10 protein-coding genes are annotated in these 16,717 nt (G+C 50.7%); 9 read left to right on the forward strand and 1 reads right to left on the reverse strand.

The window, feature by feature from the left end:
• The first annotated feature begins 10 nt into the window (after nucleotides 1–10).
• The 3 genes from ribH (at nucleotide 11) to AC6CHQ_RS14695 (ending at nucleotide 6,278) form a co-directional block, all read left to right on the forward strand.
• Nucleotides 11–478, forward strand: a complete 468-nt coding sequence (gene ribH, locus AC6CHQ_RS14685) for a 6,7-dimethyl-8-ribityllumazine synthase (protein WP_498081956.1) — start codon at nucleotides 11–13, stop codon at nucleotides 476–478.
• Nucleotides 479–1,248: 770 nt separating this feature from the next.
• The gene (locus AC6CHQ_RS14690; RefSeq protein ID WP_498081957.1) at nucleotides 1,249–5,676 is read left to right on the forward strand and encodes a S8 family serine peptidase; all 4,428 of its coding nucleotides are present in this window, start codon (nucleotides 1,249–1,251) and stop codon (nucleotides 5,674–5,676) included.
• Between the two features lie 449 nt (nucleotides 5,677–6,125).
• Entirely contained in the window at nucleotides 6,126–6,278 is a 153-nt protein-coding gene (locus tag AC6CHQ_RS14695; protein WP_177168206.1) for a hypothetical protein, read from the forward strand.
• A 148-nt stretch (nucleotides 6,279–6,426) separates the two neighbouring features.
• Here the strand turns inward: AC6CHQ_RS14695 and AC6CHQ_RS14700 are convergent, their stop codons facing one another.
• On the reverse strand, nucleotides 6,427–6,654 hold the full coding sequence (locus AC6CHQ_RS14700) for a KGG domain-containing protein (RefSeq protein ID WP_251240569.1): 228 nt from the start codon (nucleotides 6,652–6,654) through the stop codon (nucleotides 6,427–6,429).
• 328 nt (nucleotides 6,655–6,982) lie between these two features.
• On the opposite strand from AC6CHQ_RS14700, the gene AC6CHQ_RS14705 reads away from it, so the two are divergent.
• The 6 genes from AC6CHQ_RS14705 to AC6CHQ_RS14730 all read left to right on the forward strand — a co-directional run bounded on the left by AC6CHQ_RS14705 (nucleotide 6,983) and on the right by AC6CHQ_RS14730 (nucleotide 16,534).
• Nucleotides 6,983–7,522: an integrase gene (locus tag AC6CHQ_RS14705; RefSeq protein ID WP_251240568.1), complete on the forward strand. Its 540-nt coding sequence runs from the start codon at nucleotides 6,983–6,985 to the stop codon at nucleotides 7,520–7,522.
• Nucleotides 7,523–7,668: 146 nt separating this feature from the next.
• On the forward strand, nucleotides 7,669–9,588 hold the full coding sequence (locus AC6CHQ_RS14710; protein WP_498081958.1) for a 3'-5' exonuclease: 1,920 nt from the start codon (nucleotides 7,669–7,671) through the stop codon (nucleotides 9,586–9,588).
• Nucleotides 9,589–9,734: 146 nt separating this feature from the next.
• Nucleotides 9,735–10,940 carry a YcdB/YcdC domain-containing protein gene (locus AC6CHQ_RS14715; RefSeq protein WP_092048566.1) on the forward strand — a complete coding sequence of 402 codons (1,206 nt, stop codon included), beginning with the start codon at nucleotides 9,735–9,737 and terminating at the stop codon, nucleotides 10,938–10,940.
• Between the two features lie 95 nt (nucleotides 10,941–11,035).
• Complete coding sequence (gene hprK / locus AC6CHQ_RS14720; RefSeq protein WP_251240566.1) at nucleotides 11,036–11,974, forward strand: HPr(Ser) kinase/phosphatase; 939 nt, start codon at nucleotides 11,036–11,038, stop codon at nucleotides 11,972–11,974.
• A gap of 145 nt (nucleotides 11,975–12,119) precedes the next feature.
• Complete coding sequence (locus AC6CHQ_RS14725; protein WP_498081959.1) at nucleotides 12,120–14,900, forward strand: EAL domain-containing protein; 2,781 nt, start codon at nucleotides 12,120–12,122, stop codon at nucleotides 14,898–14,900.
• Nucleotides 14,897–16,534, forward strand: a complete 1,638-nt coding sequence (locus AC6CHQ_RS14730; protein WP_498081960.1) for a thiamine pyrophosphate-binding protein — start codon at nucleotides 14,897–14,899, stop codon at nucleotides 16,532–16,534. The genes AC6CHQ_RS14725 and AC6CHQ_RS14730 overlap by 4 nt, the downstream gene beginning before the upstream one ends.
• The last annotated feature ends 183 nt before the right edge of the window (nucleotides 16,535–16,717 follow it).

Genomic DNA, 16,717 nt, shown 5'->3' on the forward strand with positions numbered 1-16,717 from the left:
GGACAAGGAAATGGTCAATGTGTTGGAAGGGAATTTAGTAGGAACAGGTCTAAAGATCGCGATTGTTGCAGGACGGTTCAATGAATTCATCACAGGAAGACTGGTTGAGGGTGCCCTGGATACTCTACGGCGACACGGTGTTAATGAGGAAGACATTGCCGTCGCAAAAGTGCCGGGAGCCTTTGAAATTCCGCTTGCTGCACAACAACTCGCAGCTTCCGGCAAGTATGATGCTGTTATTACACTGGGCGCGGTGATTCGCGGCGCGACAGCCCACTTCGACTATGTCTGCGCAGAAGCAGCCAAAGGGGTGGCCAAAGCGTCTGCAGACACAGGAGTACCTGTCATGTTTGGTGTGATCACAACGGATACAATCGAACAGGCAATCGAGCGTGCTGGTACAAAAGCAGGGAATAAGGGGGCGGAATCAGCAACCGCAGCCATCGAAATGGCCAATCTGCTTCGTCAACTGAGCTGAAAAACGGTAAAGTGATATAACTGAACTATAAGCATCATCGACTTTTTAATATGTAAAGAAGGGAGCCTCTTAGGGGCTCTTTTCGTTTTTCTTCAGGCGTGTACTGGGTGGAACTGTTGTATTTCAACCGGAATTTATATAGAGGCCGGTTCTTAATCATCAAAAGGCAATAATTCTTTTATTACCGTTTATTACAAACAGATTACAAGAGCCCTCGAAAAGAAATACTTTGTAAAGCAGAGAGAATAGTCCCGATTTCCCCGCTAATATTGGATGAAGTTGCGGATTTTCTTTAGGCTTGTGAGGAAATCGATTCATTGATTGATAAAGTCTGATTCTTTATGCCTTGGAGAAGAACTTTCTTTATTCATCCCGTGGAATTTCCTCGAAACATCAACCTTTCTAAAGAATCATTTTCCATAATCATGCAGAATATGCATCCTTGCATATCCTAAAGGCCTATTGGTGAGCCCGCGCCAGTCCTGCAACCTTCTCTTTCGCCTACTAAACGACGAGTGTATTGTATCGGACTATTTACCCTGACGGCATCAGTCCCAATGGAGCAATTCCTTTTTACACCTATCGACAATTCAAAAATATCAGTTTTTTCGTTGTATAGTAGTGCTAACAACACAGATGCAGGAAGGCACCATGAATCAGAACACTTATTTACGGAAAGGAGGAGTGAGGCATGGGCCGTCTTTATTCTTCCCGGGAAATGGGCGGCTCCTACAGGACCGGGCATTACCATTCGAAGGGGAGGAAACGCATTGCCGGGATCAAAGAAGAAATCCACAAAGTTAATGAGCATGGCCGCCACAGTGCTGATGGTTTCGTCACTAATCGCACCGGGCCTCGCATCCGCGGAAAGCCGGACGAGCTTATCGGCGGTTGATACGGCCAAGGAAGCGCAGGCGAAACTCAGCGACCGGCTGATCACAGAGTTCAAGAATGATGAGAAAGTCAACTTCCTCATCAAGTTCAAAGACAAAGCAGATACAGTGAAGGCAGCGGCGTCTGCCAGGGAAGCGGCCGAAAAAGCTGATTTATCCTCACATCAGACCAAGCTTGCTGCACGCTCGGCTGTGGTATCTGAACTGAAGGCGACTGCACAGACCTCACAGGCCGACGTCAAAAAGTATCTGACAGTGCTTGAAAAGAGCGGTGAAGCGGAAAACGTCCGACCGTACCACATCGTCAATGGGATGTCGGTCACAGCAACGAAGGAAGTCGCTGAGAAAATCGCAGGCTTCAACGAAGTCGAAAAAATTCTGCCTGACGAGAACCGTCAGCTGTTTGTGACGAAGACACCGGAAGCGGAAACTCCGAAGTCCGAGGTCGCAAATGTCGAATGGAACGTTGAGCGGGTCAAAGCCCCTGAGGCGTGGAATCTCGGCATCGACGGTACCGGCACGGTAGTGGCCAGCATCGATACCGGCGTCCAGTGGGATCACCCGGCGCTGAAAGAGCAGTACCGGGGCTACAACCCGGCTACCGGCGAAGCAAACCATGACTACAACTGGTTCGATGCGACGGCAGGCAACACGACACCTTACGACGACCAGGGTCATGGCACGCACGTGACAGGTACGATGGTCGGTGCAGAGCCTGACGGCAGCAACCAGGTCGGCGTCGCACCTGGTGCAAAATGGATCGCCGTCAAGGCGTTCACGGCAGCAGGCGGCACGGACAGTGATCTTCTGGCAGCAGCACAGTGGATCCTGGCTCCGACTGACTCTGAAGGCAATGCGCGCGTAGATATGGCGCCGGATGTCGTCAACAACTCGTGGGGCGGCGGACCAGGACTGGATGAGTGGTATCTTGAAGTCGTGCAGAACTGGCGTGCAGCTCAGATTTTCCCTGAGTTTTCAGCAGGCAACACGACTCTCTTCAATCCTGGCGGACCGGGATCTGTGGCATCACCTGCCAACTATCCTGAGTCGTTCGCAACAGGCGCCACTGACATCAACAACATAGTGGCAGGATTCTCGCTCCGAGGCCCATCGCCATACGACGAGATCAAGCCCGACATTTCTGCTCCTGGTGTAAACATCCGCTCGTCGGTACCGGGAAGCGGATATGAAGGCGGCTGGAACGGCACATCGATGGCAGGCCCTGCAGTATCTGCCGTAGCGACGATGCTCCGTCAAGTGGATGCAGACATCACAGTCGATGAAATGGAACAGATTCTCATCGATACTGCTGTACCATTGACAGACGAAGAATATCCGACTGTTCCGAACCATGGCTACGGATATGGCCTCGTTGACGCGATGGCTGCCGTATCTTCCCTCATGTCCGGCATCGGCACGATCGAAGGCCAGGTTATGAAGGAAGGCGATGATGAGGAAGCACCTGAGTTCAGCCACACAGCACCGGCTGAGACATATGCCGGCATGGACCTGACTCTGTCGGTTGATATCACTGATAATATTTCGGTCAGCTCCGCAGTGATCAACTATACGGATGCTGAGGGCAATGCTCAATCCGAGGAACTCGTCCGCACGGCGGGCAGCTTCACTGAAGGCACTTATGCAGTCACTGTGCCCGGCGAGCATATCGGAGGCGAGGAGTTCAACTACTCGTTCACGATCAATGACTTCGGCAGCAATGAAGTGACGTCCGATGAGTATTCCGTATCAGTCCTGCCGGGTATCACAACCGGTTACTCGACAGACTTTGAAGCGGATGCAACGGGCTGGATCTCGTTCGGTAATGAGAACAGCTGGGAGCAGGGTGCTCCGACTTCCGGGCCGGGCAACGCGGCATCCGGAGAAAACGTCTATGCCACCAATCTTGCTGGCCAGTATGCGAGCAACATGAACGCGACGCTCGTCATGCCTCCGGTCGATCTTCCTGAAGGCAACAGCTACCTGCAGTTCAAGCACTGGCACAACTTCGAAGAATCCACATCCACAGGCCGCGCATGGGATTACGGTCACGTGGTCATTTCCACAGATTACGAAAACTGGACTCAGCTTCTCATGGTCCAGGGCGAATCTGGAGATTGGGCAGATGTCGAAGTTGACCTTTCCGAGTATGCCGGACAGCGGGTATACATTGGCTTCAACGCCTTCTCGGACGGCAGCGTGACACGTGACGGATGGTACCTCGATGATGTTTCCCTTTCTGAAACATCTGAGTCCACATCCGCAGCGGTCAAAGGCAATAACGGAAAAGGCAAGGCAAAAGGCAAGACAAACGGTAAAGCAAACGGTAAGGCCAGCGGTAAGGCAAATGGTAAGGCAAGCGGAAATGCGAAAGCCGGCAACAACGGCAAGCAGCTTGGCGTCATCAAGAAAGAAAACGAAGCACTGAAAAAAGGCGATCCGATCGATCCGACTACGATCAAGCCGGTCATGCCTAAAAATGAAGTCAAACCTGTTGAAGACGGACAGAAGCCGGCACCGATGCTGCTTCCGCTCAATGCGCAGGTAAGCGTCCTTGAAACAGGGACTTCCGTTTATACGGACCCGGCGGACGGCACGTATTCGATGCGTACGGCAGCCGGCGACTACACGCTTGTCGCAGAAGCATACGGTTTCCGTTCTGATAACCAGAGCGTATCTGTCGGAGCGGACGAAACTGCAACCGCTAACTTCGTCCTCGAGGAAATTCCGATGAACACGGTATCCGGCACGATCACGGATTCCGCAGACGGTTCTGCGGTCGAAGGAGCCACTGTCCTTCTCGTGGAAGATGCGAACATCGCACCGGTTACGACCGATTCCGATGGCCGCTACGAAATCGAAGCTTATGAAGGGGACTACACGCTGAAAATCGTCGCATCCGGCTACCACGGCACAGAGGTGAATGTCACAATCGGCGATGAGCCGGCAGTTCATGACATCACGCTGGAGCCGTTCTACACAGTACCGGGCGGGGAAATCGGCTATGACGACGGCACAGGCGAGAACGCACGTGCATTCTACGATGCGGGCAACGGCTGGGCAGTCAAGATGACTCTTCCTGAAGGGCAAGAGCAGGGGATCGTCTCTGCAGGGGTCTTCAGCTTCTGGGATACTTCCTGGCCGGTACCGGGCGGAACAGACTTTGCAGTTGAAGTCTGGGATGCATCCGGCACTGATGGCGCTCCTGGTGAGAAACTTGCCGGACCATTTGAGGCGACTGCACTCCGGAACGGTGAGTGGACGGTTGTCGACCTGAAAGAACACGGCATCAATGTCGGGAAAGATTTCTACATGGTCTACATCCAGTCCCACGCCAACCCGAACACTCCGGGACTTGCAACGGATGAAAACGGACCAAATGCAAATCGCAGCTATCAGTTTGTAGGCGGTGCGTGGTCCCCGGTTCCTGAAGAAGAAGGTAACTACATGATCCGTGCACAGGTGGATTATGAAGTCGCGACCCCGGTCATCACGAACCCATCCGATGGCCAGCTGACGAATGAAGCAGACATCACGGTTGAGGGTACGGCATCGGCTACAACCGAAATCCGTCTCGACAACAATGGTGAGGAAGTCGGCACAGCGACAGTCGGCGATGATGGCAAGTTCTCGTTCGATCTGACGCTTGCTGAAGGAGAGAACACCTTCACGGCCACTTCGCTTCTGGACGGCCGGGAAACAGGGGTATCCGCTCCGGTCACGGTTACACTCGACACAGCTCTGCCTGAGCTCACGATCGACAGCCCGGCAGACGGCGAAAAGACGAACCGTGAGACTGTAACGGTCCAAGGTTCTGTATCCGACGCCAACTTGGATTGGGTTGAAGTCAACGGCCAAAAGGCTGACGTCCGTGACGGCAAATATTCGAAGCGGATCCTTCTGGACAATGGCGCCAACCTTATTGAAGTGGTTGCGCAGGATGCTGCAGGAAACCAGGCAACCGAGAGTGTAACGATTCAGGCAAACTATGATGCGCCTGCCATCGAAAATCTCATGCCGGAAGAAGACGTTAACCTGAAAACAGGCCAATCCTTCATGTTCGAGTTCGACAGCACACCTGGCCTCAAGGCAAGCTTCGTCATTCATATGCCATTGACGAACCTGCCGTCCACCAACCCGACTGAACTCCCGATGATGGAAACGTCTCCGGGCCACTATGTCGGCTACTGGACAGTACCTGCCGGTATGAAAGCAAACGGTGCGCAGCTTGAAGTGAAGGTTAAAGACGACTTCGGCAACGAAGCCCGCAAAACTGCAAACGGCAAGATCTACATCAATATCAATTGATGTGAAAGCGCCCCGGGACAAGTGTCCCGGGGTATTTTTGTGTCAGTCCAAAAGATAAGTTTACCGGGGTGAATAACAGAATCACTGGTGCGCATAATAAAATCGGACATATTCAAGGTGCGGTTCTGATCTTTCTCGGTCCGGTGGATTGTCCTGAAAATCTCACCTATGGCAGAGCACAGGACAAAACACGAAAAAATGAGATGGACAACGTCCTATTGGGTACAGACTACGAATGGAGCGCTATGAGAAATATTTCACAAACAGGCCTGGTTTTATAAACAATTTAACCAAGAACGAAAGCCCTAAAAAAAGTTTGACAAAATGGTGAATAGGATACAGAATAATATCAAGCCCTAAACCCGGCTTTGCCGGGACCATTATATAAGGAGTGGAAACCGTTCATGCAGTGCTATCGTGTTGCACCGGACAAGGAAGCTTCTCGTTGGATGATTACCATGGGAAATCAGGATTTGGAAGAGATGTTCATTTATAAAGACGAGGCCATCGCCGAGGCGATTATCCTTGCTAAAGCGAACAGCCCGAGCAAGATTGAAATTTGTGATGAAACATATGAAGTGGTCGACAAACGGAAGTATTAATGCTGCCTTTATCAATTTCTATTATTTATCTTCCGATCGACTCACCGGAGAGCAGAAACAATCTGCTCTCCGGTTTTTTGTTTTTCGGGGAGGCAAACAAAAAACACGGGGAGGAAGTGTCCTCACCCGTGTTTTGCAGGAACGGCAATTAATTGTTATTATTGTTGTTATTATTATTTTTGTTTCGGGCGTTTCCGCCTTTTTCTCCAATTTCCTCGTAGAAGCTGCGGTCATGGTTTTCGGAAGTGGCTTCTCCGCCCTTACGTCCGATTTCTTCATAGAAATCTTGGTCGTGATTGTTGGAAATGGCTTCTCCGCCCATACGGCCTGCTTCTTCTCTGGACATTTTGTTGTTCTTGTTTCTGTTGTCTGCCATGTTGCATTCCTCCTCGATTTTATTATTGGAAAGAAGCTATGTGCAGCTTCATCCATTGTATTGCCGCTTATAGAACTTCTAAACCACTGAAGAAGAATCGTAATAATTGTAATAATTTCTATTGAAGACGAAGAATCACAAAAGTGATATTTCATAAGGGTTTGAGTGGGTTTTTTTCATCTTGACACAATGCTATTTCTCACAAGTAACAATTTTAATACACTACTAAATATTAAACTCTTTTTACAGAAGAACACAAAGGAAGACTTTATAGTAAGATAATGTTAAAATACAAAATATAAAAATTTAAAAATGGGGAAATGAGATCGTGAACCGACATCAAATAGAGAAAATCATCCATGAGACGATGAACCATGTCGGGGTTATTCGTGAAGTCCGTTTAGAGAGGAACGGCATCAACATGACGTACCACTTTATCCATGACTATGTCACGTATGATCCCGACCGGATTCTAGAAGCAGTCAGCGAGCAGGAACGCCGGGTATCAATGGAAACATATGTGGCTGCGATCACCATGCACGAACTTGGGCATGCGCTCGATCGCCGGGCACTACTTGCCGGACTCTCGCTTTCAAGGGAAGTCTATCAGATGAAGAAAACGACGCCTCCAAAAGTTTTGGAACGAAATCCGGAATATATGGCAAAAATCATAGCTGAGGAGGAGCGAAATCTTCACGCGGAAAAGACAGCCTGGAACAATGCCGCAGAGCTTAACCGCAAACATGGTCTGATCAGCGAGTTGGATTTCGCAGCAATTAAGCGGCAGTCTCTCTCATCCTATGAGCGCCGTCTTGCCGGAAAAGTAAAAGTGTACCGCATGGCAGCCGGCGAGGATGTCGGCGACTGATTCGGGTTTGATTACCCTCCATCAAAGCACTGTCCCTTATTTTGGGGATGGTGCTTTTTCATGTCTCTACAAATAGTTCCGTATATTGCCAAAGATTGTCGGACAACGTACTATTAATGCAGAGTAACCATACAGGAGGGGTCTTCTTGGCCTATATGATCCCGGAAACCATCCGATCGTCCGCGACTGCAGGCGAGCGGCTGCTTTTCCGCACAATGAAGCAAGTCCTGCCGGATGATGTGATTGTCTATCATGAACCTGAAATCCATGGCCGCAGACCGGACTTTGTGTTGATCGGACCTGACTTCGGAATGGTGGTCCTTGAAGTGAAAGACTATACACGAAATACCCTTTATCAGCTGAATCGAAATGAGTGGACACTGCTGACTTCTGGCAGTACACATACAACTGTGAAAAGTCCGATGCTTCAGGCCAAAGAATACATGTTCCACATTAAAAATGTGCTGGAAAAGGACAAGGCGCTTGTCCACCTAGAAGGAAAGTATCAGTTTAAGTTAAAGTTCCCGTGTGGCTTCGGTACCGTATTCACGAGGCTTTATGAACAAGACATGGTCAAGGATCATCTTTATTCCGTTCTTGATCCGGAGCGGACATTCACCCGGGACGCAATAGATCCCGATCAGGAAGGATTCTCCGGGGAGCAGTTTATAGAAAAAATTCATGCACTGTCTTCAATGACGTTCCCGCTGCGTGAGCCATTGGGACGGCAAGAAATCGATTCCATCCGGTACCATTTGTTCCCTGAAGTGCGGATCAGCGCAGAATTTCGTGAGCCGGTTCCTTATAAAGACCAATTGCTGCTATCTCTGCGTGACCTGAAAGCGATGGATCTTCATCAGGAGAATCTTGCCAAGCAACTAGGTGACAAAAACCGGCTTATCCGCGGAGTGGCAGGAAGCGGCAAGACGCTCGTTCTGGCGAGCCGCGCCAAACTCTTGGCAAGAGAGCATCCCGAATGGAAGATTCTTATCCTCTGCTACAATATCTCCTTGTCACGATCCATTGAGTCACTGGTCAGGCGCATGATGAATGAACCGGACAGCCTGTTCGACTTTGATTTGGCTGACGGTCAAAAAAGAAATGACATTCCCGGCACGGGGAATATCCTTGTCCGCAATTTTCATGCGTGGCTTCGGAATGACCTCAAGATTAGTGAAAAGCAGATTCCATATTACCTAAGCAAACTCGATCATGGTGAGGCTGTCCTTCCATCCTATGATGCTATTCTGATCGACGAGGGCCAGGATTTTGAACCGGAGTGGTTCCGGTTGGTCAGCAGTCTGCTTAACCCGGAAACCAAATCACTTCTTCTCGTGGAAGACCGTGCGCAATCAATCTACAAGCGAAAGCGTTCCTATGTACAAGACACAGGGCTTGATTTCCGCGGACGGTCAAAGGTTCTCAATATCAACTACCGTAATACCGCTCAGATCGTTTCTTTTGCATGGGATTTTTACCGTGAGCATTCAACTTTGAAAAACAAAGTGGTCACTAAAGAGTTCGAAGGGGAGATCATTGCGCCACAGAGTACCAAGCGGAACGGGTATGAACCCGGAATTATCAGGAGAAAGGATTTCTTAGAGGAGGCGGCATTTGTCGCCAGACAGGTCCGGCTGCTTCACGAACAGCGGAATATCCCCCTTTCCGGCATGCTGATCCTTTACCGGGTCCGCAAATGGGGAGGCCACGACTATGTGGATGCTCTGCAGAAAGCTCTCGAAAAGGAAAACCTCCCTTTTTACTGGCTGACCGAAACCCCAGAGTCTAAAAGGAATTATGACCGCAATGCAGAAGCTGTCACAATCAGTACAATCGACAGCAGCAAAGGACTGGATTTCAGAGCAGTCTTTATCGTGCATATTGACCTATTGCATCTCCCTCTGGAAAAGGATGAGGAGCGAGAAGCGTCTCTTCTTTATATCGCGATGACGAGGGCTCAAGAATATCTGTGCCTTACCTATTCAGGCGAATCGGCGTATACCCGCTATTTTGCAGCCATTGCAGAAGAACGCAAACAGCATCTCGTACGTGGCGGGATGAGCTGACGGAAGAGGTTTAAAAAAACAAAGCGGATCATCGTCCCGGCATGCAACTTTTGCATGAGCGGGGCGTTTCTTTATTAAGATTGCTCATTGGCCGGGGAAATTGGGTAATACCATATAGAAGTATGGTTTTAATGGAGGGTCGGTCGATGGACAGCATCATGATTTGGTTTGAAAAGCTCCTTCCTTATCTGGATGGAGTGAAAATAGAGGATATTGAGACCGGAAAAACGGACTGTTCAAAAGGGCTCTGGACGCTGCAAAGAAAAGACGGAGGAGAACCGGTTGGCGAACTCCATCTGGACAGTAAAGGAGGAATACGCTACTTCATTAATCACCAAGCGGAAGGACGCACTCCGGTCGTGTCACTGTCGCCGGTTGCCATTCGGGATCGCGCCGGTCAATTTATTGCCGATGTCTTCGGGATGGAGGCGGCAGAGTTACAGTTTTCTTCCGTTGTTGATCTGGAACATGTCTATACTGTCGATTTTGTCAGGGCGGATGAAGACGGTCTGGAGCTACCGAATTCCGGTCTGAGTATCGCCTTCCAAAAAGATGGGGTACTGTCCGAAGTGGTCAGCTATCTCGGGCCGCTTGTATTGATTGACGAAGAAAAATCGATCAGTTCAGAGGCTGCACTTGATCTGTACATGGCCAATCTTACAGCGGAGCTGAAAATCAGCAAATATGACTCTGACCTTTACGTGGATGGCGATGATCAGTTTCATCTGATCTACGATTTCCTGACTGGTTCTCCTGATGAGGTCAAGATGGACGGGACGGTCATCTCTCTGGCGGAAGATCTAGGAATTTATCCGCCGGACCACGAGCCGCTTGGCAAAGAGACCCTTAAGGCGGAAAGCCGTCCTGATACTTCTTATCGAATTGCGCTGGATTCAGCAATCAAGATGTTATTCAGGAAGTTTCCCGGTGCTGAGCAGCGGTTTCTCCTCAGAAAAGAGCAGAGCGAATCCCAGGCAGAAGAGAGAAACGTCTTCACCTTCATTTTCGACCGCCACCAGTACGGAGTTCAGGTGGAGGATGAAGGCGTTGAAATAGACGTGGACCGTAAGACCGGCACAGTAGTCCGGTTTGATATGAGCGAGGCGGCCGCCATTGATTTCAGCCCGCTTTTGCGAGAGCGTCCTTTTAGTCTGCGCACAGTGAAGGCGCTGTTCGTCTCCGATATCACGATGCGTCCGGTCAGGACTAGAAATGAAGCTGCGGGTGGCGTGCCGGTGTACGAGCTTGTCTACATTCCGGACTTCCCGGAACCGGGCGGCCATGTTCATGCCATTGATGCCCATTCACTCGAGAAATGGACGGTGGACACCGGTTCACTCCTGGAAGGATAGGTTAGTTTACGCTTACAATCGGATTTCAACATTGTATAATGGATAAGGAATTATGGATGACGAATTATATTATAGGAAGTCGGGAATAAGAGAGAATGATGGAAAACAAACATGTAACAGTGAGGCAAGCGGCAGAAAATTTTTCGCTCGAAGTATTAAGCGGCAAGGATGAACTGGACCGGGAGATTACCAAAGCACAGGTGAGGCGTCCGGGACTTGAATTTTTGAATCACTTCGGTTTTATAGCAAAAGGCCATGTCCAGATTCTGGGACGCAACGAAATCAGTTATCTCAGGACATTGGATGCGGATGAAGCCCGGCACCGGATCGGGAATATGGTGACGTACGACCCGCCGTGCATCATCATCACATCCAACCAGGAGGAACCTGTTGGACTATTGCTGCATTGCGGCGAAGCGCATATTCCGGTGCTTAGGACATCAGACTCGATGACTGATCTGGTCCAGAAACTGAACCGTTTCCTGCTGAATCAACTGGCTGAAGAAATCGCGGTTCACGGTGTGTGTGTGAATGTATCCGGCATCGGCGTCCTTCTCCGGGGGAAATCAGGAGTCGGGAAAAGCGAGACGGCCCACACGCTCATCGGCCGTGGGCACCGTCTCGTAAGCGATGACATCGTGGTACTGCGAAAGCTAAGCCCTCAGACACTCCTTGGTACTCATGACGGAAGCAACAAGGAGTTCTTGGCCCTCCGGAGCGTCGGTCTGCTGAATGTCGTCCGAATGTATGGCCGCACCTCCTTCCAAGAAGAGACACGCATTGCGCTTGATATTGAACTGATCGAATGGGAAAAAGACGCGCTTAACAATGAACTTGAAGTCGACATGAAGTTCAAAGAATACATGGGCGTGAAGATCCCCCATATCCAGATTCAGCTGCAGCCGGGACGTGATGTCGCAGGACTGATCGAAGCAGCGGCAAACAACTGGTATCTGCGTATGCAGGGATATAGTGCTGCCGAAGAATTCAGGCACCGTCTTGAAGAAGCATTCCATGATGAGGAAGATGAATAAGTAGTCCGGGCCCCGTGCCCGTCTGGCGGTTTTGTTTCTGCTTCCAACAAGGATGCAGGGGGGAAGCCGCCTTCTTATGTTGGGAAGATATTTGAGAATAGGGTAGTATATTGATAGGAATATGATTCCTTGAGGAGGTGCGGCTGTGAACGATCAATCCAGGTACAGGCAACTTGCCAACCTAACCCGAATCATCAATACGAAACTTGACCTGAAAGAGATGCTGCAGGCGGTGACGGACGCTATTTCTCAGGAAGTTTTCCAGTGTGACTCGGTCGGCATTTACCTGCCGCAGGAAGACGGCACATTCAGGGGGTTCACCGGAAAACCGGAAGTCCTAAACGGCATGACGCTTGATATGCATGTGATCAGCCCGGAAGATGACGCCCTGGTCAGGGAAGTCACAAAAACAAATCGGGCTGTATACATACCGGATACCAGATCCGATGGCCGGCCGAGCGACTGGGCGGTCGACTCGTTTCTGATCCGCTCGCTGCTCGCAATGCCCATTGCTTTTGGAGATGACCTTTACGGACTCGTCTTCCTGTTCAACTACGGGCAGCCGATGAACATCACCGGGGAACAGCGTGAGACTGTGGAAGCGTTTGTCAACATGGCAGCAGTCGCCATCCGCAATGCCAATGATCTCTTGCGTAAAGAGAACCTGATCCAGGACAAGCAGCTTCTCCTCGATGCCAACAGTGAACTATCGAGGGCGGAAACGATGGACCAGGCGATCCAGACCTGCTTCCGGCATGTAGGCCAACTGCTTGAAAGCGACGATCCCGCTGTTCATCTGCTGGATCCGGTCGCCGGTAAAAAGATCAAACCCGCTCATCTGGCAAAGAGCAGTGACATGAGTGAGGATGAATGGCTGCGAATGCACAGGGCACAGCTTAATGACCTGCTTGAAGACAGGATGTACCAGGATTCAATACGGACGAGGAAACCGGTATATATCCCTGACGTGACCAAGGACGAACGTCCGAACAAGGATATCTGCCGGACGTTCGGGATCAGGGGAATGGCCATATTCCCGATGATTGCGATGAACGAGATTCTCGGATTCATCGCTGTCCCGAATCGTTCCGGGAAGATTGTCGAGTATCCCCAGACCACGATTGACCTGGCACAGTCCATTGTGGACATGACTGCTTCCACACTTTCAAACCTCCTCTTTATCGAGAAGCAGGAAATGATCATTAATCAGCGGACCAAGGAAGTAACGGTTAAAAACGAAGAGCTGCAGCGGGTAATCACAGAGCTGGAATCGCTCTCCAGGGAAAAGGAACTGATCCTGAAATCTGCAGGCGAAGGGATTTTTGGAATCGGATTGGACGGTAAGGTTACATTCAGTAATCCGGCGGCACTGAAAATGCTCGGTTATTCCCGTCCCGAAGAACTTGAAGGCCAGTCTTCAGCGAATATATTTCGTGGAGGGGACAGCGGAGAGCTACCGCAGCTAAATGATGAATCAGACGTTTTCCACAGGAAGGACGGAACCGTGTTCCCTGTGGAATATGACATCTCCTTTATTCAGGAAGACGATCAGATCTTCGGTCAAGTCGTCATTTTTAAGGACATTACAGAGCGTCGCTATCTTGAGGAAGAGATTAAGTATTACGCATACTATGACAGCCTGACCGATTTGCCGAACCGGCTGCAGATGAAAGAACGACTGGATGAAGCGTTGGAAAATGCCAAGAGAGATGATGAGCAAGTGGCGGTGATGTTCCTGGATCTGGACCGCTTTAAACTTGTCAATGACACTCTCGGACACAGTTTCGGCGATCTTCTTCTGAAAGAAGTGGCGAAACGGTTGAGTGAAGCCGTACCTATTAACGGTATCGTGTCCAGGCAGGGCGGTGACGAATTCATGATCATCCTGCTTGACGTCAAAAACCGGGAGGAAGTCCTTCGTGCCGTCAGCAAGATCAATAAATCTTTTGCAAAGCCGATCACCATTGACGATCACGAAATATTTATCAAAAACTCAATTGGCATCAGCATGTTTCCCGCAGACGGCGATAATGCCGAGATGCTCATCAAAAATGCCGACACGGCGATGTATCACTCCAAGGAAGTGGCCGGCGGCAGCTATTATTTCTACGACGAGAAGATCGGCAAACGGACCATCGAAAGCGTCAAATATGAAAACGCACTATACCGGGCGTTGGAGCGGGACGAATTCACTCTGTATTATCAGCCGCAGGTCGACTTATGCAAGCACCGGATGGTCGGTGTGGAAGCGCTGATCCGATGGAATCACCCGGAGGAAGGCCTGGTATCCCCGGATATATTTATCCCGCTTGCCGAACAGACCGGCCTGATCGTACCGATCGGTGAATGGGTGCTTCGCGAGGCGGTTTCGCAGCTTAAAAAGTGGCATGACAAAGGCTTCGATGATCTTTGCATGGCCGTCAATCTGTCAGCCGCACAGTTCGAACAGGGCAGCCTTCACCGTATCGTCAAGCAGGTGCTGGCCGAAACTGGCATCCGTCCCGAACTGCTTCATCTTGAACTGACAGAGAATCAGATCATGCGCAATACGGATCTTGCCATCTCTACGATGAACAAGCTGAAGGAACTCGGTGTACACCTGGATATCGATGACTTCGGTACGGGTTATTCGTCACTTGGCTATCTTCAGAGATTCCCGCTGACAACCCTCAAGATCGACAGGACATTCATCCGTGATATCCTGCTTGATGAGGATGACCGCGCGCTGACCGATACGATCATCACAATGGCAAAGAATATGGGCCTTGAAGTGATCGCGGAAGGCGTAGAAACAGAAGAACAGGCCGACTATCTTGCCTCCCGCGAGTGCACGATGATGCAGGGCTACTTCTTTAGCCCGCCGGTACCGGCCAGAAAGCTTGAGAAGGACTTTTTGACCAACGACCAAGGGGGATGGAGCCGTTGAAAGCAGGGATAGCGGTACTTGAGTTCTTCAGGAACATAGGAATCGACCGGATATTCGGGATACCGGCGGGCAGCGTCAATGTACTTTTCGACGGGATGAACGACTATGAAGACATCTTGCCGATCATCACAAAGCATGAAGGGGCAGCCGGGTATATGGCGGCGGGGTTCGCCAAGTATTCCGGAGGTCCTGCAGTCGCGATCGGCTCAAGCGGACCGGGTGCGATGAACCTGGTCACGCCTGCTGCAAATGCCATGCGGGAACAGCTGCCGGTCCTGTTTCTGACGGGATTCGTGCCGACGTCAACAGTAGGGATGAATGCCTCGCAGGAACTGGAGGCCGCATCTGTGTTTGCGCCAGTCACAAAATACTCCAAGCTGGTCGGCCGTGGAGATGAGCTGGTAAAGGAAATCGCAAAGGCCCTTGAGATCGCCATGAGCGGGGTGCCGGGACCTGTACATATCGCAATGCCGCTTGACGTGCAGATGACTGATATCGATCCGTCCATCATCCCGGTTGCAGTCTGTCCGGCAAGGATAAAGGCGGATACTGCGGCTGCCGGCCAAGCTGCAAGGGAGCTGAAGAGCCGCAACGCCGGCCTGATTTTCTGCGGGCAAGGTGCCCGGGGAATGGTGTCGGAAGTCATGCGCCTTTCTGAATTGCTGGGCTGGGCGGTCGTTTCCACGCCTGTGGCCAAAGGCTTGTTTAAAGATGCACACCCGAACTTTGCAGGAGTCTATGGCTTTGCCGGGAACGAGTCAACAGGCCGGCTTATCCAAGATGGGGACTTCGATACACTGCTCGTCATCGGCTCGAGCTTGGGTGAGACCGCTACGAGCAACTACAGTACCGCTCTCGCAAAGGACCGGTTTGTTATCCAGTTTGATCGGGACGAAACGGTGTTTGGCAGGAAGTACTCCGCAGATCTTCCCGTTTTAGGCGATCTGACAGATACGCTTCCGGTTGTCCTGAGGGAGCTTAAGATGCTCGGAACAAGAGAAAAACCGGTCAGCGTCCCATACAATCCGGAGAGGCTATCGCCAGGAGCCGCATATACGACGAAAAACGTCGTTCTAAAGCTTCAGCAACTGTTGCCGGAAAATACCAGATACGCAGTCGACATTACGGAAACCGAAGCTTATGTGATACATGACCTGAGCGTCCTTTCGCCGGATGCCTTTGATATCAATGTGCACTTCGGTGCAATGGGAAGCGGTTTATCAGTTGGAATGGCCGCTAAAATGGCGGACCCTGAACGACCGACGGTGATCATCACCGGTGATGGCTGCTTCCACATGCACGGCATGGAGATATTGACAGCGAAAGAATACGGCGTGCCTGTTTTGTTCATCGTCATGAACAATGCCCGGCTTGGCCTGGTCTATCACGGACACAGTCTGCAGTTCAAGCGCGCGCACAAAACGTTCTCCACACAGCCGATGAACTTCACGAAGATGGCGGAAGCCCTTGAAATTCCGGCGGCGCGTGTGGAATCGATGGAGGATCTTAACGGGGAAACGATCAGTAAGCTGATGTCCACAGACGGCCCGGCCCTTCTCGAGATCGTCCTTACCGACGACAATCCGCCGCCGATGGGTGACCGTGTCAAATTCCTTGCAGGATTTGCAGAGTGAAAACGAATTGATGCGGGACGTTGCCATATTGGGGTGTAACGTTAACATACTGGAGTGAAACGCTAACATACTGGAGTGAGACGTTAACATACTGGATGAAAACGTTGATGATGCCCAACGCGCATGCCCCTACACAAAACAGCCCGGATCCGCAGAGGATCCGGGCTGTTCATATGCACATGG

It is taken from the genome of Bhargavaea sp. GQ12 (assembly GCF_059758705.1).